The organism is Micromonospora sp. NPDC005206, assembly GCF_040608175.1.
Lineage (GTDB): Bacteria > Actinomycetota > Actinomycetes > Mycobacteriales > Micromonosporaceae > Micromonospora.
Map to the genome: position 1 here is coordinate 95444 of NZ_JBEXHU010000012.1, position 19032 is coordinate 114475.

The window sequence follows — 19032 nt, forward strand, 5'->3', positions numbered from 1 at the left end:
GCCGATGCCGTACCAGCAGGCCGAAGAGTTGTTCATTCAGCGACGGCAGAGCCGTGGGTCAGCTGGCGGGATCGACGAGGACGCCGGGGTTGAGGATCCAGGACGGGTCGAGCGCGCTCTTGGTGGCGCGCAGCGCCAGCGCGACCGGGTCCGGACGCTGCCGGTCGTACCACGGTCGGTGGTCGCGGCCCACGGCGTGGTGGTGGGTGATGGTGCCGCCGGCGGCGAGCAACGCGTCGGAGACGGCATGCTTGATCTGGTCCCACTGGGCGAGGGTGGCGCCCCAGCGGCCGGTGGCGTACACGCCGAAGTAGGGGGCGGGACCGTCCGGGTAGACATGCGTGAAGCGGCAGGTGACCACACCGGTCGCGGCGACGGCCCGGAGCGCTTCCCCGGCCGCGTCGAGCACGGCGGCGCGCAGGGCGGGGAATCGGTCCCAGGTGCAGGCGGTCTCGAACGTCTCCACGATCATCGACCGGGCGGCGAGCGCGTCGCGCTGGTACGGCATCCGCAGGAACGCCGAGCGCCAGGCGTCGGCGGCGGTCCGCTGCCGTGGGCCGGACGGGTCGTCGCCGCGGGACGGCTCCGGCAGGGCTCCCCCGTGGTCGCGGCAGAGCTCGACGGCGCGGTCCAACCACGGTGTGACCGGGTGGTCGGCGGACTCGAAGCCCAGGACGAGCACACCGCCGCTGGCGACACCGGCGTTGAGGAGAGCCTCCACCGGGTCGAGCAGCCGGCAGTTGCTCGGGTACAGGCCGGACTGGGCGATGGCCCGGGTGGCGGCGACCGCCCGGTCGTAGTCGGTGAAGTGCACCGAGGCGCCCGCCCGCCAGCGGGGCCGGTCCTGCAGCCGCATCCACGCCTCGGTGATGACGCCGAGCACGCCCTCCGAGCCGAGGAACAGCCGATCCGGGGACGGCCCGGCGCCAGAGCCGGGCAGCCGGCGCGACTGGCTGATGCCCGCCGGGGTGACCACCCGCATCGACTCCACCAGGTCGTCGATGTGGGTGAGGACGGTGGCGTAGTGACCGCCGGCGCGGGTGGCCAACCAGCCACCCAGGGTGGAGAACTCGAACGACTGCGGGAAGTGCCGCAGGGTGAGGTCGTACCGCCGAAGCTGATCCTCCAACGCCGGGCCGAACACACCGGCCTGGATGCGCGCCGCCCGGCTGGTCGGGTCCACCTCCAGCACCCGGTCGAGGCGCCCGAGGTCGAGACTGACCGCCGCGGGATACGCGTCGTCGATCCTCGGCTCCACACCGCCAACCACCGACGAGCCGCCGCCGTACGGGATCACCGCGATGCCCCGGCCGGCGCACCAGTCGAGCACATCGACGACGTCCTGCTCGGTCATCGGCCGGACCACCAGATCCGGCGGGTCGTGGACGTCCCCGCGCAGGTTACGGACGACGTCCCGGAACGCCTTGCCGTGGGTGTGCGCGGCCCGGTCGGCGAGGTCCGTCGAGCACAGTCGGGCCAGTGACGCCGGCGGATCGACCCGCGGCGCGCGCAGGGCGAGATCGGCCACCGGCGGGGCGACGTGCGCGGTCAGGTCGGCGTCGGGCAGCAGGGTACGCACCCGATCCGCCAACGCCGTGGCCTCCGCGCCGGTCACCGCGTCCTCGACGTGCCCCCAGCCCCACCACGAACGGTGTTTCCCGGCCACGCGGCCTCCCCGTCGTCCACCATCGCCAGACGGACTCGCCGGTAACGTACTCGACGGCCGGCACCACGTCGATGCCGTCGTTCGAGCCGCGAGATTTTCGGCCACGGGCCGGCGAAGAGCGCGACGGCGACCTGGGCGACTCCGGCGGCGACGAGAGTCGGGCCCGCGCCGACGACGCCGATGATCGCGCCCCCGGCGAGCAGACCGATGGACACCGCGCCGTCGTGTACGAGACTCTCCGCTGCGAAGGCCGCTCGCCGGTCGGCGCCATCGGTGCGCGTGCTGATGATCCGGTTGAGGGCGCCGATGCCGAGCGGCATGCAGAAGCCACCAACGGCGGCCACGCACGCCAGCAGGACGACGGACGATGCCACGGCGGGCAGGGCCATGAACGTCACGCCGAGGACGGCCCATCCGATCGCCATCGTCGCGAGCGCCGGCATTCGCGGAACGAGCATCGGCGCCAGCAGCGCACCGGTGAGCGAGCCCAGGCCGTATCCGGTCATGCCTGCCGCTATGAGTACCCCGGGCCGCCCGGTCTCGGCGCCGAGGATCGCGAGACCGAGGGTGAACGCGAACCATACGAGCCCGCCGACTCCCGACATCGTCACGGCACGACGGATGTCCCTGTGCTGCGCCAGCACGTGCCGCAGGGCCGGAGCACCGGCCGAACGGGCTGGCGGGGCGACCGCCGCGGTGGCGCGAACGGTGAGCAGGAGGACCGCTCCCGCACCGACGCCGGTGGCCTCTGCCCAGAGCAGGGGCAGCGGTCCGCCGACGGCCACGGCCCACCCGGCCAGCGGTGGCGCCAGGATCATCGTGCTGCGGTGCAGGAGATCCTGCCAGGCCAGCAGCTTCGCCGCGACGGTGGACCCGAGGCTGTCGCCGATGTCCGAGAGCACCGCCCGTTGCCCCGGGCCACTCAGAGCGGTGGCACATCCGGTGACCAGCCCGGCGACGGCGAGGTGAACCGCACTGACCGTTCCGACAGCCGCGCCGATCGGAACGACGAGCAAGCCGACCACCTGGACCGCGAGCACCCGGGCGAGGGCTCTGCCCGTGGTCAGTCGCTGACGCAGGCGCCTGGCCCACCAGGGCGAGGCGAGCATGGGCAGGCCCACCGCCCCACCGACCAACCCGGTGGACCAGGCGGATCCGGTCTCGGCGAGCGCGACGAGCGGAAGCGCGACGGCTGTCGTACGTTGACCCATCCAGCTCACGAAGGTGGTTGTCAGCATGGCGGCGATTTCGCGTCTGGCATTCACGCAGTAATCGTCGGGTGGGGCAGAAAGCGCTGGTAGTTGGCGGATCGGCATCGGAGCTCATAGCCTGGGGATATGAGCTCATTCCCCTCCGTCGAGGATCTCCGGTTGGTCGAGGCCGTGGCGCGGCACGGCTCCCTCGGAGCCGCCGGGCGGGAGCTGCTCATCAGCCAGCCGGCCGCGAGCAACCGCCTGGCGGCGCTCGAGCGGCGGGTCGGTGAACGGCTCTTCGACCGGGACACGACCGGGGCGCGGCCGACGCCGGCCGGTCGTGCGCTGTGCGCCGAGGCGACCCACGTGCTTGATCATCTGGGACGCATCTTCGACCGGACGCGCGCCGCCGCGCGGGCACGAACGTTCAACGTCGGCACCTTCAGCAGCCTCGCGCCGTTGCTCTTTCCGGCGCTCGACGTGCTGATGGACGACTCGACCGTCAACCAGGTGACGGACCATGGCGACAGGCTCGTGGAGTGGGTCGGCGAAGGGTCGCTGGACGCCGCGTTCGTCGCCGTCGCCAACCAGATGCGTCTACCCACCACCGTGAGCGCCGTACCGGTTGCGAGCGACCGACTGGCCGTCCTGACACCACCGGCAGCGTCGCTGCGCAAGGGCCGGCGGCCGTTCGCCGATCTCGACGTTGCCATCTACACCTACGACATGTCCACGGACACCCTGCACCAACGACTCTCCGGCCTCGGCGCCCGGCCTCGCACGGCGGCCACCGCGGAGACGGCCGTACGAATGGCGCGACTACTGGGATGCCCGGCCGTCCTGCCCCGCGGGCTCGGGCTCGCCTACGCCCAGGATGGGGACCGGGTGTCCGCCGCGCCCGTACCCGGCCGCCTCACGCTCTTCATGGTGAGCCGCCGCCCCACTCCGGCCGCCCTCGCGGCGGTGGTGAACCGGCTTGCTGGTCGCCTCGGGCTGCAGCGCCCAGCGCCGGGACGAGCCGAATGATCCGGCCGGTACGCGCCTCGCCAACATTGATATCCGACATCAGCGAGTCGGTGATCCATCAACCATTGTCAGGGCACACGGCGCCCTGTTCGCCGACTGCTCGGCCCCGGGGGCTCAGCCGGTAAATTCGTTGACGCTGAGGGCGAAGTCCCAGTGGCCAACCCCGTTGCCGGCGAGGCCCACCGTGACCACGCCCACTCCTTCCAGCCAGTGCGCCATCTTCAGGCCGCCGACGTCCAGCGGGCGCAGCCCGAGGCTCTCGATGAATGCCGCCACGCCCGCCTTGGCCTGCGCATTGTCGCCAGCGATGAAGACGTTGGGCCGGCCCTTCTCCAGGACATTACGGAAGATGGTGTTGAATGCCTTCACCACGCTGGCGCTGGCCGGGGCCACCTTGGCGACCTCCTGCGCGATCGAGGTCTCCTCGCTGTGGGCCAGTCCGTCGAACGTGGCGTTGAAGGGGTTGCTGATGTCGACGATGACCTTGCCCGCGAGGGCGTCTCCGTACTCGGCGACGACCGGAACGACACCGTCGTACAACAGGGCCGTGATGACGATGTCCCCGGCCGGGACGGTGCCCCACTTGCCCGTCGTCGCGCCGCCGCCCAGAGCCTTGGCCAGGTCATCGGCCTTGGACTGATCGCGTCCCATGACCTCAACGGTGTTGCCGCCCGCCACCGCGAGCGTGCCGATGGTACGGGCCATGTTCCCCGTACCGATGAGGGTGATGCTGCTCATGAGGGTGCTTCCTGTTCTCGAGGTGTCGCTCTGTCTCGTTGTGGGGTGTGCCCGCGGCATTCCTGGTGTGTGTTCAGATGGCGGTGGTGCCGCCGTCGGCGACCAGTTCCAGGCCGTTGACGTAGCTGGAGTCGTCGGAGGCGAGGAACAGGGCGACGGTGGCGATTTCTTCGGGGCGGCCCATCTTTCCGCGGGGGATGAGGGACTCGAATGCGGCCTTGGTTGCCTCGTCGAACAGTTCTTCCTGCTTGGCGGTGGCGACCTGGCCGGGGGTCAGGACGTTGACCCGGATCTTGCGGTCGCGCAGTTCGTTGAGCCAGACGCGGGCCCAGGCCTGCTGGACGGCTTTGCTTCCCGCGTAGAGGCTCCAGCCGGGGAAGGCGCCGAGGGAGGCGTTGGATCCGGTCATGAAGATCGAGCCGTTGTCGTTGATCAGCGGCAGTGCCTTCTGCACGGTGAACAGGGTGCCGCGCGCGTTGAGCCAGAAGGCGCGGTGGAACTGTTCCTCGGTGATCTCGCCGAGGACGGCGGGTTCGCCCATCCCGGCGCTGGCCCACAGCACGTCGATCGAGCCCTTTTCCCGCTTGACGGTGTCGTACAAGCGGTCCAGGTCGTCCAGTTCGGCCGCGTCACCCTGGACGGCGGTGACGTTGCGGCCGATCAGCTTGACGGCGTCGTCCAGTGCTTCCTGCCGCCGGGCCTGGATGAAGACGTGCGCTCCTTCCTCGACGAACAGTTTGGCGCCGGCCAGTGCCATGCCGGTGGATCCGCCGGTGATCACCGCTACCTTGCCATCGAGCTTTCCCACGATCACTCCGTTGAATTGATGGGTATCCGAAACAGTTCGGTTCTTATATACACCGGGCTGTGTACGTAACGTACCCGATGACTGGTCGGGGCGCAAGCTACATACACCGGTCGGTACCGACCCCACCCGTGGGACGCCCGGTGCGCCATGGCGCACCGACGATCATCGGGACCGCTCTCGCCTTGCGAAATCGCCGTCATCGCGATCGGCGCACGGTCCAGGCGTATGTACACCGTACTGTATGCTTAACGTAACCGATGATCAACCCGTACGCAAGCTATGTAGACCGGTCTGTACCGAACGGTCTATACTGAAGGCATGACGGAGTTGGAGAAGGGCCCCCTGGGCCGGCGCCGTGGCAGGGGCGCACGCGAGCGCATCCTCAGCGCGTCACAGCAGCTGTTCCGCGATCAGGGCATCAACCGCACCGGCATGGACCAACTCTGCGCCGTGGCCCAGGTGTCCAAGCGCACGGCCTACCAGCACTTCACCAGCAAGGACGAACTCGTCGCCGAATACCTGCGCCGATTCGATCCCGACGTCATGCCCGGAGTGTTCGAGCGCACCGACCTCACACCCCGCGAACGACTCCTCGCCGCCTTCGAGATACCCGCGTCCACGCCCCTGTGCCCCTACATCGGGGCGGCCGTCGAACTCCACGACCCCCAACACCCCGCATCCCAGTACGCACGCGACTACAAGACCGCCATCGCCGCGCGGCTCACCGAAACCGCCCGCGAAGCCGGCGCCACCAACCCCGAACAACTCGGCGAACAACTGGCGCTGCTCATCGACGGCGCCTCGGCCCGCACCCGAGTCCTCAACAGCGAATCCTTCCCCACCGCCGCCGCCATCGCCGCCGTCCTCATCGACAACGCCATCCCCGCGTCATCTCCTCGGCAGCCCAGCGATGACCGCGGAACTACCGGGTCTGCTCCCGTTCCGGTGGGCGGCCAATGACGGCCCGATCACGCCCCGTCGGCCGGAAGACGACGTCGAGTTCGGCGCGGCCGGAGCGGTAGCTGCCGGGACTCGGGCTGGAGAGCGGGTCGCGAGATCTGGCCGCGGCCATCCGTACGTATCGTCGACTGAGTGACGGGCGTCGGCGGGCCGGACAGCGGTACGTCATCCCCGGAGTAGGGGACCACTCGCGCGCCGGTGGTGGCGGTTCGCTCAGGGCAGCGGGCCGTCGTTCCGCGCGGTCGCGCTGAGGCGATCCCGGATCAGCGCGATCACGGTGTCCGCGGTCCGGTCGAGGTGACTGCGGCCATCGGGTAGCCGGGCCTCCGGGCTGATGTAGCTGCGCGGACCCACGTGGGTGGCCGGGTCGAGGCTGTGCACGGTGATCTTCCCTGCGCGGTCGGCCCGGTTCCATCCGCTCCGGCGGAACAGCCGCCACCGCTGCGGGAACATCCAGGTGCCGACCCGCTCGATCCGGTCGCCGGCACTCGTGAGCTGGTCGAGGTGCTGGGCGTGGCTGATGTCGTTGGCGCCGTTGTGGAACCCGCCGAGAGTGATCAACCAGAGCGGAGGACGCAGCTGGGACCACAGTTCGTCCACCGCGCCGGTGGCGACCTGGGCGCCACCGCTGTAACTGAGCATCACCACGGGAATGCCGCTGTCGCGCCGATAGCCGGCGTCTCGGAGCTGAGTGGCGATCTGCGAGCCGACGGCGCGGTTGTACAGGGGACGGTACCGGCGGTCGGCGGCGACGAAGGTCTGCATCACGTTGTGCAGAAACAGCACCAGACCGATGCGGCGGCGCAGCCAGACCCACACCGGCCGGTCGGCGAGCGGCAGAGCCAGCGGGGAGTACGGCTGCACCTGGCCCAGCACCCTGAGCTCCGGCGCTCCGGCGATCAGGGCCTTGACCAGTCGGCCGCCGTCGCGGGTGTCGTGGAAGCGGCGTTTCCCGATACCGTCCAGATAGACCAGGTACGCGTCCGGGGGGCGGTCCGGGTCCGCGCCTCGGGCGGGGGGCATGCCCTTAGGTCGCGCCGCGGTGGGGCTCCGCCAGCCTGCGGCGTAGACCACCACCTCGTAGCGGGCGAGCAGAGCTTCGGCGAGCAGGACCGGTCCGATCCCGCCGAGCAGCAGCAGGAGCGCAAGTTCGATCACGGAAACCGCTCCGGTGCTCGTGTCGTGTTGAGCCGCACGACCAGGCGGCGGATGCCCTCGACGGCGACGCCGAGCCCGACTCCCGCGACGGCCACGCAGCCGGCGGCATCCCACCAGCCGAGCCCGGCCACCGTGGCCAGGGCAGTGGCGAGGCCGGCCCCCACTCCCACCATGAGGACCAGGTGCAGCAGCGGCCCGAGCAGCGGAAACGCGAGGACCGCGGCAAGCAGCAGCGGGGCGGCCAGGCACGGTGTCCAGGCCAGCGCGGATTCGTCGGACGACGCGGCGGGCAGCACCAGCTCGGCGAGGGTCCACGCGGACAGTGGCCAGAGCGCGAACACCGCGCCGTCGACCACGGCGCCGGCCAGCACCATCACCAACACCCTGGTGTGCGACACGCCGGACAGGCGTGCCACCACGGGCAGGAGGCGCCCGACGGCCTCGGACAGCCCGGCGAACAGCAGCATGACGGCGACGACCGGGGACATCGGTCAGCCCTGCGGTGGCAGGTCGGCAGAGGCCGGCTGAGCGGACGAGGCGGTCCGCTGCACGTAGCGCTCGAGTTCGTCGGCGGCGCGCGTATAGCCGCCTGCCTCGCGCTGGGCGACCCGCAGGGTGTTCGCGGCGGCCCGGAATCGGGGCTCGTCCAACAGGCGCCGGGCGAGGGCGCGCAGGACCTCCACCGTGACGTCCTCGGTGCGGATCGCGAGGCCGGCATCGAGCTCGACGATGCGGGACGCCACCAACGACTGGTCGGCGCCCTGCGGGACCACCAGCATCGGGACGCCGGCGTACAGGGCCTCGTTGACGCTGTTCACCCCGCCGTGGGTGATGAACAGCGCTGCACGGGACAGGACTTTCAGCTGCGGTACCGAGCGGTGGACGATCACGTTGGCCGGCAGCTGACCGACCGTGGCGGGGTCGGTGGGCCCGGTGGAGACGATCACGGTGCCGCCCAGCGGGGCGAGCGCGTTGGCAAAGGTGCGCAGCAACTGCGGGTCGGCGCCGAACACCGTGCCCAGCGAGGCGTAGAGCACCGGATCGCGCAGCTGATCGAGCGGGAACGACGAGTCGGCTGGGCGGGCACCGATGCTCGGCCCGACGAACCGGTAGGACTGGTCGAAACTGTCGGCCTCGGGGTGGAACGCCCGCGAGGTGTAGACCAGGTTGAGCGGCTGGCGGATGTTCGCCAGGTCGATCAGGGGCACCGCTTCCGTGTCGTACCGGCGGCTCAGCTCCCAGCGCGACTTCAGGTACCCCGCGGTGGGGCGGGGCTTGACCGCCGCCGCCGCGAGCAGCTCCCAGGAGCCGTGGGTGGGGCTGGGCACGTGCCGGTTGAACGCGAACGTGGTGAACGACGACGCCGCCGGTACGTCGAGTTCGCGGGCGACCACCGGCCCCCACAGGCAGAGGGAGTCGTGCACGACCAGATCCGGCCGGGCACCGCGCAGATCGGTGAGGACGGCGGGCAGCACGCGTACGGCGGTGCGCGCGAGCTGCTCCATCACCGTGACGGGCGTCGGCGGGCCGGACAGCGGTATGTCATCCCCGGAGTAGGCGACCACTCGCGCGCCGGTGGTGGCGATTTCCTCCGCGTAGGCGGGCGTCGTGTGGTAGGTGACGGAGTGGCCACGGCGCACAAGCTCAGCCACGACCGGCAGCGTCGGGTTGATGTGCCCGTGCATGGCGATGTTGAGGAACGCGATCGCGCTCATCGGCCGACCCTGGACGGGGGGAAGACCCGCGCCCGACAACACGTAACGATCATGATCCGCCTTCCTCGGTGACAGGGTAGACGCTGCCAGATGGCCCAGTGCCGCGGGCAGAGTTCTCGCCCTGGTTCGCGCGTGCTCCCCCACGTCGCGCGGGTCCTGGCCGCAGTCGGGCCGGCTGCCGGCCCCGCCACCGGGCACGGCCGACCTCCGTCCAGCTCACTCGGCACGGGCGGCACGCGTTTCAGCGGCACGCGGCCGCGCTGGAGCACATCGTCGGCGCCGCCACGCGCCAGCGGAGCCAACCAGGCCGGTGATCGGCAGTTGAACACGGGAAGTACGTGCGACGGCGAGCACAGCGGGAAGGTCGGTTGGATGAATGACCCATCGGAGCTGGCGCGAAGCGCGCTCCAGCGAATCCACCAGGCTGCCGTGAGACATCGGGACCTTGAGCTACACCACGCGGCCGACGACATCGTCCGAGCGGCCCTGGCGAGGGGCCTCGATCCGGGGCCTGTCGAGTCGTACCGCCCCTGCCCCATGTGCGGTGCCGAGGCGGGACAGTTGTGCATCAACGTCCCTGGTCACCCCGTGACCCCGGCCGACATGCACCTTGAGCGTACGCAAAAGGAGACCCCGTAGAGACCTGGTTTGGTCCCGGTAAGCCCTCGAAGGCGACCTCGCCAGGCTCTGCGGGCAGCTACCGCACGCAGCCCATCTCCATCAACGGGGCCTTGACCCTGTTCGGTAGGCCGACCGCGCGAAGCATGCGGTCGGGTTGGCGGCGCAGTCGCTCCATCGCCCGCGCCGTCGCGTCATCGGCCGGCAGGAGAACGACCAGCTCCTGCGCGTCGGTTCGCGGCAACTCGAGCTTCTCCCGCTGCCACCGAAGCTCCTGCCCGATGGGATGGTTGAGCCGAAACGGGGCGGGCGGTGGGGGCAGGTGGCGGTTGAGTCGTCGGGTGAACTCCATGCCAGCCAGGGGGGCGAGCTCGGCACGGAACCATTCGGAGGTTTCCGCAGAAGGCCCCAGCCACAGGTCGAAGGCACGCTCGTCGGCCACCTGCTCCCAATCGGGGAAGAATGTCCGGGCACGCGAATCGGTGAACACGTAACGCGTCAGGTTTGGCGTTCCGCTCTCGAGCAGCCCGATCCCACGCATCAGCAAGTTGTTGCTCAACCAGGGCGACGACAACTGCGCGCAACCGCTTGCCGGCCCACCGGACGCCGCTCGACCATGTGCGCATGCGGCCAGGACGTCGTGTCATTCTCGGGGTCGACGTGGGCGCCACGGCGGTGCGGGCGGCCGCGTTCGCGCTGGACGGCACCGCGCGACACGTCGCGAGGCGGAAGTACCCGCTCCTGCAGCCGGCGCCCGGCTGGCAGGTACAGGATCCGGACGTACTCGTGGCGGCCACCCTGGAGGCGACGTCCGCGTGTGTCGCCGACACCGCCGGGGCGGAGGTCGTCGCCCTCGCGATGAGCTCCGCCATGTACGGCCTGATCGGGCTCGGCGCGGCGATGACGCCGGTGACGCCGCTGCTGACCCGGGCCGACTCGCGGTCGTCGGAGGCGGCCCGCGACCTGCGGATCTCCGGGCAGGGCCGGGAACTGCACTGGTTGACGGGCACGCCGGTGCACCCGATGAGCCCGCTGTGCAAGCTCATGTGGTTTGCCCGCCATGAGCCGTACCTCTGCACGGCGACCCGGTGGTGGATCGGCCTCAAGGACTACCTGCTCTACCGGCTCACCGGCAAGCTGGTGACCGAGCTGTCCTCGGCCTCCGGAACCGGGATGTTCGACGTCCACCGTCGGGCGTGGAGCCGCGCCGTGCTCGACCTCGTCGGTGTGTCGGAGAGTCAACTGCCCCCGGTCCTGCCCACGACCGCGGCGTTGCGGCTCTCGGCCCCTGCCGGACGGGCCGTCGGCCTCCCGTCCGGTACACCCGTCGTCGTGGGTGCGGGCGACGGCCCTTTGCACAACCTCGGCGCGGCGGCGATCGACAGCACCGTCGGCAACCTGTCGCTCGGGGCCACCGGGGCCCTGCGCACGGTCGTCTCGGCTCCGCTCGTCGACGAGGCGGAAACCCTCTTCTGCGACGCGCTGACCGAGGACGCGTGGGTTGTCGGCGGAGCGGTCAGCAACGGCGGCAACGTCGTACGTTGGGCGGGACGTGCCCTCGCGCCCGACCTCGACCATGCCGCGCCCACGCTTCTGGATCTCGCCGAGCGGATTCCCCCGGGAAGCGACGGCCTCGTGATGCTCCCCTATCTGCTCGACGACCCGGCAGCAGGATCCGACCCGCCGGGGGCGTACCTGGGGCTGCGGAGCGAGCACTCCCGCGGCCACCTGGTGCGGGCCGCCGTCGAAGGCGTGTGCCTGCAACTCGGTGTCGTCCTCGACCGCGTGGCCGAGCTGACGCCGATCAGCAGCGTCCGGCTGACCGGTGACGCCTTCCGCTCTCCACTGTGGCGCGAGGTGATGGCCGCCGTTCTGGATCGTCCGGTCCAGGCGGCGGGTGACGGCGATGACGCCGCCCTCGGCGCGGCCGCGCTCGGACTCTTCGCGATCGGCCTCGCTCCCGATCTCAAGGGGGCTGTCACCCAGCTCGATCCCGGCCGTGCCCGCAGCGAGCCGATCGCGGTCGACCCCGCCCTCGCCGCGACCTATCGCGGCCTGCGCGCGAAGCTGCCCGCGCTCATCAGCGCCGCGGGCCGGGTGGGTGAGATCCTCGACGAGGTGGCGGCCGGACCGTCCCCACCCGTGGGCTTCAGTGCTCCGGCTCCTCCTTGACCTGGGCCACGAGCTGGGTCGGGTTGACGTACCGCAGCGCGACGACGAGGAGCACGAGCATCATCGAGGTGTAGATCACCGCCATCGCGTCGACTGACTGCTGCGCCCTGATCCCGGACGCGGACATCGAGTAGTAGAGCGCCACGACGATGGTCTGCGAGTCGGGCCCCGCGGTCAGGAAGGTGAGCTCGAACATGCCCACGGTCCGGACGAGCACGAGGATCGCGGAGGCGAGGATGCCCGGCACCAGCAACGGCGTGAGGACCCGGAGGAAGACCGTCCGCAGGCCCGCGCCGCACATGCGCGCGGCGCTCTCGATCCGCGGGTCGATCTGCTCGATGAACGGGGTCATGGTCAGGATGACGAAGGGAACCGACGGTACGAGGTTGGCGAGCACGACCCCGGACATGTTCCCGGCCAGCCCGAACTTGTAGAGGACGGTCGCCAGCGGGATGCCGTACGTGATCGGGGGCATCAGGATGGGCAGCAGGAACACGAGGAAGATCAGCCGCTTGCCGGGGAACGACCGCCGCGCGAGGACGTAGGCCGCCGGCACGCCGATCAGCAGCGAGAGGCCAACGACGAGCACGGAGACCTCGAGCGTCACGACGATGACCTGCATGAGCGCGAACTCGTCCCAGGCCCGGCCGTACCAGCTGGTGGTGTAGCCGTCGGGGAGCCAGGTGTCGAACCAGCGCTGGCCGAACGAGCTGACCAGCACGGACGCCACGACGCCCAGCAGGTTGAGGAAGAAGAAGATGACGACGCCCCACACGATCCAGGCGGCCGGTCGCGCGGCGATGCGCCGCCGCCGGTCGGTGGTGGCGGGGGGCCGCGCTGGTGGCGCCTGGGTGATCGTTGCCATCAGCCCTTGCCTCCGGTGGAGCCGGTGTAGAGACGGTTGCGCGCCGCCAGGACCACCGCGATGATGACCAGCTCGACGAACCCCATGATCATTGCGATCGCCGAGGCGTACGGGTAGTCGTACTGCTCGTACGCCGCCTGGTACGCGGCGAGGGAGATGACCCGCGTCTCGCCCGCCGGATTGCCGACCAGGACGGCCGACGGGAACACGCTGAACGCCAGCACGAACGTCAGGCAGAAGGTCGTGGCCAGGCCCGGCATCAGCAGCGGGAGCGTGATCCGCAGGAACCGGCGACGCCAGTCCGCCCCGAGCGTCGCGGCCGCCCGTTCCAGGGTCGGGTCGATGCCCGAGAGATAGGAGAGCACCAGCAGGAACGCGAACGGAAAGCCGGTGATCACCAGCGAGAAGAACACGCCCCAGTAGTTGTGGATCAGCCGCACCGGCTCGTCGACGAGGTTCGTGGCGAGCAGGATCCGGTTGAACCAACCGGTCGGGCCGAGGAAGTTCAGCAGCCCCTGGGCGGTGAGCACCGTGCCGAGCGTGATCGGCACGACCAGCAGTGTGGTGACCAGCCGCTTGCCCCGGAACCGACCGCGCATCCGGTAGGCGATCGGCACGGCGGCGAGGACGTTCAGGAGCGCGGCAGGCAGCGCGATCCGCAGCGTGATCCAGATCGTGCCCCGCTCGTACGCGTCGGAGAAGAACCGGGCGTAGTCGCTGAACGGCCCGCCGTTGGTCGGCTGGAACGAGAGCGTCAGGCCGTAGAAGAACGGGTAGAGGAACAGGGCGATGACGAAGATCAGGGCCGGGACCAGCAACCAGAGTTGCCGATCGACGCCCCGCTCCGCGAGACGGTGCCGCCAGTGCGCCAGCGGCCTGCCCGGCCCGGCGCCGCTCACCGCGCGGCCTCCGAGGTGTCCGCGAGCTGGTCGGGCCGGGGGTCGGTGGCCTGCTCCGCGCCTGCGGAATAGACGAGGAGCCGCTGCGGGTCGATGGCGACCTTGACCTGGTCGCCCGGTGCGATCCGCTGCTCGGTACGCAGGTGCAGCAGCTGTCCCGTCTCGGTGCGGGCCTCGGCGGCCAACTCGCGGCCCTGGTACTCGACCACCTCGATGCTCGCCGACATGGTGTTGTGGGCCTCGCCGGGCCCGTCGACGCGGATGTCCTCCGGGCGTACCGCGACCACCGCCTCCGCACCGGCCTGGAGGTCGCCCATGGCCTCGCCGAGCAGGCGATGACGGGAAGACTCGACCGTGGCCCGGGCGCCGTCCAGCTGCTCCACCCGTCCCCGCCACAGGTTGCGGTAGCCCATGAAGTCGGCGACGTGCCAGTTCGCCGGCCGGTTGTGCATCTCGCGTGGCGACCCGATCTGCTGCACCCGCCCCTCCCGCAGCACGACCAGCCGGTCGGCCAGGGAGAGCGCCTCCTCCTGGTCGTGGGTGACGTAGACGGTGCTGAGCCCCAGCGACTGGTGCAGCCGGCGAATCTCGGTGCGCATCTCCAGGCGCAGTTTGGCGTCGAGGTTGCTCAACGGCTCGTCCATCAGCACGAGGGAGGGCTCGAACACGACGGCTCGGGCGATGGCGACGCGCTGCTGCTGGCCACCCGAGAGTTGGCCGGGCAGCTTGTCGACGTGGGCCTCGAGCCGCACCAGCCGCACCGCCTCCTGCGTACGCCGGCGAATCTCCTCCTTCGGTAGCCGCCGCATGCGCAGCCCGAAGGCGATGTTCGCGCGGACCGTCAGGTGGGGAAAGAGGGCGTAGCTCTGGAACACCATGCCGAAGCCGCGGCGCTCCGGTGGCAGCGTGTCGATCCGGCGCTCGTCCTGCCAGATACTCCCCTGCGTCAACGGCAGGAGCCCGGCCAGGCAGTTCAGGGCCGTCGACTTGCCGCAGCCGGACGGGCCGAGCAGGGCCATGAACTCGCCCGCCTCGATTGTCAGGTCCAGCTCGGTGAGCGCGTCCTGGCCGCCGAACCGGCGGGACACGCCATCCAACCGCAGCTGGGAGAAGGCGCTCATCCCTGCTTGACCTTCCCGCCGCCGATCTCGCGGTCCCAGCGGTTGAACGCCGCCACGAGGCTCTTCGCGTCGAGCGGGACCTCGGTCGGGTTGCCGGCGATCAGCGCGTCGTACTCCGGGCGGCCGAACTCCCGGATCGCGTCCTGGCTCTTCTGCGGCGCCGACGAGAGCTGGACGTCCTTCACCGCCGGCCCCGGATAGAAGTAGCCCTCGTCGTACGCCTTCGCCTGCTGCTCAGGGGTGAGCATGAACGCCAGCAGGGCCAGCACCGCGGCCTGCGTGTCGGTCGACACGCCCTTGGGCATGACGGCGTAGTGCGCGTCGGTGACCCAGTGGAAACCGTCGATCGTGGCGATCCTGGCCTCCTTCGGCACCGTACCCAGCACGCGGGGGTTGATGTCCCAACCGGTCGTGCTGACGATCAGGTGAGCGGTGCCGTTGGCGAGGTTCTTCATCGTCTCGGTGGTGCCGGACGGGTAGTAGTCGACGTACTGGCCCAGCTCCTTGAGAAAGGCCCACGTCTTGTCCCACCCCGCCGCGGGATCCTTCGGGTTCGTGTCGCCCAGGATGTAGGGCAGGCCCATCAGGAACGTCCGGCCCGGGCCGGAGTTGGCCGGCCGGGCGTACTGGAACTTGCGGGGGTTCGCCTTGGCCCAGGCGAGCAGGGCGTCCGCGCTCGTCGGCGGCGCGGAGAGGCGGGACGGCAGGTATTCGAGCAGCGGGCCGGACGGATAGTAGGTGACCGTGACGCCGGCGTTGCCGGCGAGCTGCTGCATCGCGGCGGCCGGTTCCAGGTAGTTCCGCATGCCGCCGAGGCGGTCCTGGAACTTCGGCAGCACGTCCGTCCAGAGCCCCTGCTCGATGCCGGCCGCCAGGCCGTCGACGCCGGTCAGCACGAGACCGATGTCCACCCGGTCGGCTCCCTGCTGAGCCTTGATCTTGCCGGCCAGTTCGGGCGCCGGCGCCTTCGAATACGTCACCCGGGAGATCACGTTGGGGTTCTTCGAGACGAACTCGTCGATCATCGCCTGCGTCAGCTGCAGGTTGCCGGCGACGTCGAGAACGTTGAGCGTCACGGCCCGGGCGGGCCGCTCCGGTACCTCGCCCGTGGTGTCGCCCGAGGTTTTGCCGGGACCTTCCGGCGCCCCACACCCGACCGCGCCCACGAAGAGCGACGATGCCGTGACCATGAGAGCGCCGCGCCGCGTCATACCCATGAGTCGTTCCCTTCATCGACTACCCGGGCCGGCCAGGTAGGTCCACGCTCTGCCCAGGTGGGTCGCCTCGGCGAGGCCGCCCTACATGCGCCATCTGTGGAGCATTGAGACAGCCTGCGGGGCCGAACAGCAACGGGTTGCCATGTATTGCCTCGCGCGAATGCGCGCAGGAGAACCGACTGTTGCGAGGGCATTGCCGAGTACTCACCGGCGTCATAGCATGATCATGGCGCGTAGCCCGGGGGGAGCATGAAGATGCCCGACCACACCAGGCCGCCAGACAAGAGGGCCACGATCTACGACGTCGCGGCCGAAGCCAATGTCTCACCGTCCACGGTGTCCCGCGCCTTCTCCAAGCCGAGCCGCGTCAATTCCGAGACGGCCGAACGGGTCCGGCAGGTCGCCGAGCGGCTGGGCTACCGGACCAACCCGCTGGCACGCGCCCTCACCACGTCCCGGACGCACATGATCGCGCTCGTCATCCCCGACATCACCAACCCGGTCTACGCCGAGATCGTCCGCGGGGCGCAGGAGGCATCGCTCGGCGGCGAATACACCACCGTGCTGATCGACGCCCAGGAGTCCGACCGCCTGGAACGGGCGGTGATCGAACGAACGATGTCGACCGTCGACGGGTTCCTGCTGGCCAGCAGCCGGATGTCCGACTCGGCCATCCGGATGTTCGCCAAGCAGCGGCCGGTGGTCGTCCTCAACCGCGCCATCGCCGACGTGCCCTGCGTCGTGACGGACAACCCGCGCGGGGTTCGGCGGGCCGCCGAGCACCTCGGCGAGTTGGGGCACGACCACATCACGTACGTCGCGGGGCCGGAGGCGTCCTGGGCGAACGGTATCCGCTGGCGGTCGCTGCTCGAAGCGGGCATGGAGCTGGAGATCAAGGTACGCAAGATCGGCCCGTTCAGCCCGACCATGGAGGGCGGCGAGCGGGCCGCCGAGGAGCTGTGCGCGCATCCGGCGACGGCTGTCCTCGCCTTCAACGACCAGATGGCGATCGGCCTCATCCGCGGCCTCAGCTGGATGGGGGTCAACGTTCCCGGCGACGTCAGCGTCGTCGGTTTCGACAACATCCTCGCCGCTGACATCGTCACGCCCGGGCTGACCACGGTCGCGGCACCGTTCTACGCGGAGGGCTCGGCCGCCACCCGGCACCTGCTCACGATGATCGAGGGAGCGCCCGGGCACACCGGCAGACCGATGGTCCTGCCGGTACGCCTCGTGGTCCGCCGCTCGACGGCCGAACGCAACCCAAGCCCGGGGCAGGCCCGACCGCCATGGCTACGGCAGCGGCCGGCACCCAACCCGGCGGCCCACCTGTCGTGATCCCGTAAGCCACGGGCCGACGGTGTCTGCACCTACCCCTGGTCAGCCCGGCTGCGGTCCGGAAAGTCTCCGGAAATTCCGACGGTGACAACCCCGATTTCGGCTTCTGGGCCGGGACATCGAGGTGGTCAGCTCAAGCCGAAGTCGATCTGATAGGGCTGTTGGGCAGGATGAATGCCCTCCCGAGGAATGCCGATCGCCCAGGCCAAGCTTCCAACGCTGTTTCCGAAAATTGTTGACAAGCCGACCGGAGGGTCAATACGGTCGCCATCGACGGTCCTCGATCACCGTCGATGGCACCCACCGCGACCCACTCCCCCGGTCGTCGCGCAGGACGACCAACCACCACCACGTGGTACGCGCCGATGCCCGCCCGGCCATCGCCTGGCCGCCGGTTCGTGCCGCACCGCTGGCCTCCCGCCAGCCGTCACGAGGAGGACGCACGTCCATGGACGACATGAACCACACACCCACCAGACCGAGAGGGCGCGGCCGCATGCGGTTGCTCCTCGGCGCCGCGTGCGCCGCGGTGGTGGCCGTCAGCAGCACGGTGCTGGCCACCAACGCGTACGCCGAGGCCGATCGGACCGTCAGCTCGAACGCCACCGGCACGCACAACGGGTTCTTCTACTCGTTCTGGAAGGACAGTGGCAACGCCAGCATGACGCTGCGCGCCGATGGCCGATACTCCAGCCAGTGGGGCAGCGGCACCAACAACTGGGTCGGTGGCAAGGGTTGGGCCACCGGCAGCCGCAGGACGATCAGCTATTCGGGCACCTACAGCCCGAACGGCAACAGCTACCTCGCCCTGTACGGATGGACGCGGAACCCGCTGATCGAGTACTACGTCGTGGAGAACTTCGGCACCTACAACCCGAGCACCGGCGCCACCCGGGTCGGCTCCGTCACCACCGACGGCGGCACCTACGACCTGTACCGCACCCAGCGGGTCAACCAGCCGTCCATCGACGGCATCGCCACGTTCTACCAGTACTGGAGCGTCCGTCAGCAGAAGCGCACCGGTGGCACCATCACCACCGCCAACCACTTCGACGCCTGGGCCCGCGCCGGCTTGAACCTCGGCACCAACCACAGCTACCAGATCATGGCCACCGAGGGCTACCAGAGCAGCGGCAGCTCCGACATCACCGTCCGGGAAGGCGGTGGCGGCAACCCCGGCCCCGGGCCCACCACCGGCAACCCGGGAGGCGGCAACTGCACCGCGACGCTCTCCGCCGGCCAGCAGTGGGGCGACCGGTTCAACCTCAACGTCGCGGTCAGCGGCACCAGCAACTGGGTCGTCAGCCTCGGCCTTGGTGGCGGCCAGAGCCTGCAGAACAGTTGGAACGCCTCCGTCAGCGGCACGAGCGGAACCATCACCGCCAGACCGAACGGCAACGGCAACAACTTCGGCGTGACGATCATGGCCAACGGCAACTGGACCTGGCCGACGGTCACCTGCCGAACCGGCTGACCCCGACCAGCTCCGGACAACCGCACCTGTGGCGCGGCGGCCTCGGCCGCCGCGCCACAGCAGG

General features: G+C 70.1%; 17 protein-coding genes. 5 read left to right on the forward strand and 12 right to left on the reverse strand.

The window, feature by feature from the left end; genetic code table 11:
• Positions 1 to 58: 58 nt before the first annotated feature.
• Both ABZU69_RS19525 and ABZU69_RS19530 read right to left on the reverse strand, forming a co-directional pair.
• Positions 59 to 1666: an FAD-binding oxidoreductase gene (locus ABZU69_RS19525; protein WP_354965743.1), complete on the reverse strand. Its 1608-nt coding sequence runs from the start codon at positions 1664 to 1666 to the stop codon at positions 59 to 61.
• Positions 1612 to 2931, reverse strand: coding sequence for an MFS transporter (locus tag ABZU69_RS19530; RefSeq protein ID WP_354965744.1), 1320 nt, complete (start codon positions 2929 to 2931; stop codon positions 1612 to 1614). The genes ABZU69_RS19525 and ABZU69_RS19530 overlap by 55 nt, the downstream gene beginning before the upstream one ends.
• 72 nt (positions 2932 to 3003) lie before the next feature.
• On the opposite strand from ABZU69_RS19530, the gene ABZU69_RS19535 reads away from it, so the two are divergent.
• Positions 3004 to 3885 (forward strand): LysR family transcriptional regulator, encoded by an 882-nt coding sequence (locus tag ABZU69_RS19535; RefSeq protein ID WP_354965745.1) that lies wholly within the window; start codon positions 3004 to 3006, stop codon positions 3883 to 3885.
• 114 nt (positions 3886 to 3999) lie between these two features.
• Here ABZU69_RS19535 and ABZU69_RS19540 read toward each other — a convergent pair whose 3' ends face one another.
• Both ABZU69_RS19540 and ABZU69_RS19545 read right to left on the reverse strand, forming a co-directional pair.
• On the reverse strand, positions 4000 to 4623 hold the full coding sequence (locus ABZU69_RS19540; protein ID WP_354965746.1) for an NAD(P)-binding domain-containing protein: 624 nt from the start codon (positions 4621 to 4623) through the stop codon (positions 4000 to 4002).
• A 73-nt stretch (positions 4624 to 4696) separates the two neighbouring features.
• Positions 4697 to 5431, reverse strand: a complete 735-nt coding sequence (locus ABZU69_RS19545; RefSeq protein ID WP_354965747.1) for an SDR family oxidoreductase — start codon at positions 5429 to 5431, stop codon at positions 4697 to 4699.
• Between the two features lie 318 nt (positions 5432 to 5749).
• Here ABZU69_RS19545 and ABZU69_RS19550 point away from each other — a divergent pair, with 318 nt between their 5' ends.
• Positions 5750 to 6391: a TetR/AcrR family transcriptional regulator gene (locus tag ABZU69_RS19550; RefSeq protein ID WP_354965748.1), complete on the forward strand. Its 642-nt coding sequence runs from the start codon at positions 5750 to 5752 to the stop codon at positions 6389 to 6391.
• 213 nt (positions 6392 to 6604) lie between these two features.
• On the opposite strand, the gene ABZU69_RS19555 is transcribed toward ABZU69_RS19550, so the two are convergent.
• From ABZU69_RS19555 to ABZU69_RS19570, 4 genes are all read right to left on the reverse strand, one after another.
• Positions 6605 to 7549: a hypothetical protein gene (locus tag ABZU69_RS19555; protein WP_354965749.1), complete on the reverse strand. Its 945-nt coding sequence runs from the start codon at positions 7547 to 7549 to the stop codon at positions 6605 to 6607.
• Entirely contained in the window at positions 7546 to 8037 is a 492-nt protein-coding gene (locus ABZU69_RS19560; protein ID WP_354965750.1) for a hypothetical protein, read from the reverse strand. The genes ABZU69_RS19555 and ABZU69_RS19560 overlap by 4 nt, the downstream gene beginning before the upstream one ends.
• 3 nt (positions 8038 to 8040) lie before the next feature.
• Positions 8041 to 9264, reverse strand: a complete 1224-nt coding sequence (locus tag ABZU69_RS19565; RefSeq protein WP_354965751.1) for a macrolide family glycosyltransferase — start codon at positions 9262 to 9264, stop codon at positions 8041 to 8043.
• Between the two features lie 697 nt (positions 9265 to 9961).
• Positions 9962 to 10441, reverse strand: a complete 480-nt coding sequence (locus tag ABZU69_RS19570) for a hypothetical protein (protein WP_354965752.1) — start codon at positions 10439 to 10441, stop codon at positions 9962 to 9964.
• Positions 10442 to 10506: 65 nt separating this feature from the next.
• On the opposite strand from ABZU69_RS19570, the gene ABZU69_RS19575 reads away from it, so the two are divergent.
• On the forward strand, positions 10507 to 12054 hold the full coding sequence (locus ABZU69_RS19575; RefSeq protein ID WP_354965753.1) for a gluconokinase: 1548 nt from the start codon (positions 10507 to 10509) through the stop codon (positions 12052 to 12054).
• On the opposite strand, the gene ABZU69_RS19580 is transcribed toward ABZU69_RS19575, so the two are convergent.
• Genes ABZU69_RS19580 through ABZU69_RS19595 form a run of 4 tightly spaced genes read right to left on the reverse strand, consistent with a single transcriptional unit; the run spans position 12032 to position 16156 of the window.
• Complete coding sequence (locus tag ABZU69_RS19580) at positions 12032 to 12919, reverse strand: ABC transporter permease (protein WP_354965754.1); 888 nt, start codon at positions 12917 to 12919, stop codon at positions 12032 to 12034. The genes ABZU69_RS19575 and ABZU69_RS19580 overlap by 23 nt on opposite strands.
• Positions 12919 to 13818, reverse strand: coding sequence for an ABC transporter permease (locus ABZU69_RS19585; RefSeq protein WP_354965755.1), 900 nt, complete (start codon positions 13816 to 13818; stop codon positions 12919 to 12921). Before ABZU69_RS19585 ends, ABZU69_RS19580 begins: the two co-directional genes overlap by 1 nt.
• On the reverse strand, positions 13815 to 14939 hold the full coding sequence (locus ABZU69_RS19590) for an ABC transporter ATP-binding protein (protein WP_354965756.1): 1125 nt from the start codon (positions 14937 to 14939) through the stop codon (positions 13815 to 13817). The genes ABZU69_RS19585 and ABZU69_RS19590 overlap by 4 nt, the downstream gene beginning before the upstream one ends.
• Entirely contained in the window at positions 14936 to 16156 is a 1221-nt protein-coding gene (locus ABZU69_RS19595) for an extracellular solute-binding protein (protein WP_354965757.1), read from the reverse strand. Before ABZU69_RS19595 ends, ABZU69_RS19590 begins: the two co-directional genes overlap by 4 nt.
• 255 nt (positions 16157 to 16411) lie before the next feature.
• Here ABZU69_RS19595 and ABZU69_RS19600 point away from each other — a divergent pair, with 255 nt between their 5' ends.
• Both ABZU69_RS19600 and ABZU69_RS19605 read left to right on the forward strand, forming a co-directional pair.
• On the forward strand, positions 16412 to 17494 hold the full coding sequence (locus ABZU69_RS19600; RefSeq protein WP_354965758.1) for a LacI family DNA-binding transcriptional regulator: 1083 nt from the start codon (positions 16412 to 16414) through the stop codon (positions 17492 to 17494).
• Positions 17495 to 17990: 496 nt separating this feature from the next.
• Positions 17991 to 18968: a glycoside hydrolase family 11 protein gene (locus ABZU69_RS19605; RefSeq protein WP_354965759.1), complete on the forward strand. Its 978-nt coding sequence runs from the start codon at positions 17991 to 17993 to the stop codon at positions 18966 to 18968.
• The last annotated feature ends 64 nt before the right edge of the window (positions 18969 to 19032 follow it).